Origin of the sequence: Herbaspirillum sp. C7C2 (genome assembly GCF_022627865.1) — a bacterium.
Classification (GTDB): domain Bacteria; phylum Pseudomonadota; class Gammaproteobacteria; order Burkholderiales; family Burkholderiaceae_D; genus Herbaspirillum; species Herbaspirillum frisingense.
The window spans coordinates 1-272 of record NZ_JABXGI010000076.1; the positions used below are offsets into that span (position 1 = coordinate 1).

Below are 272 nucleotides of genomic sequence, written 5' to 3' on the forward strand. Positions count from 1 at the left end.
GGCGCTCGTCGCCGCCGAAGGACCGGACCCCGATCACCGGGTTGCGCGGGTCCGTGTTGACGTCGGCGACCGGGCCGAGCACGACGTTGCCGCCGATCGCGCGGACACGGCGCGCGAGCTCGGCACCCGTCGCCTCGGTCGCCGCGAGATCGTCGACCAGACCGAGCTGGGCGGCGCCCGCCAGGGTCGATCCCGAGACGGACTCGAGGCGCGTGACGCTGCCGCCCTCTTCGTCGATCCCGATGAGCGCGTCGGGGTTGGCGGTGAGGATC

Annotated in this window: 1 protein-coding gene; it reads right to left on the minus strand. The window is 74.3% G+C overall.

What is annotated here, in order from left to right:
- Window positions 1–272 (minus strand): glycoside hydrolase family 3 N-terminal domain-containing protein (locus tag HWE04_RS24295; protein WP_274620207.1); only part of this gene is annotated, 272 nt, incomplete at both ends.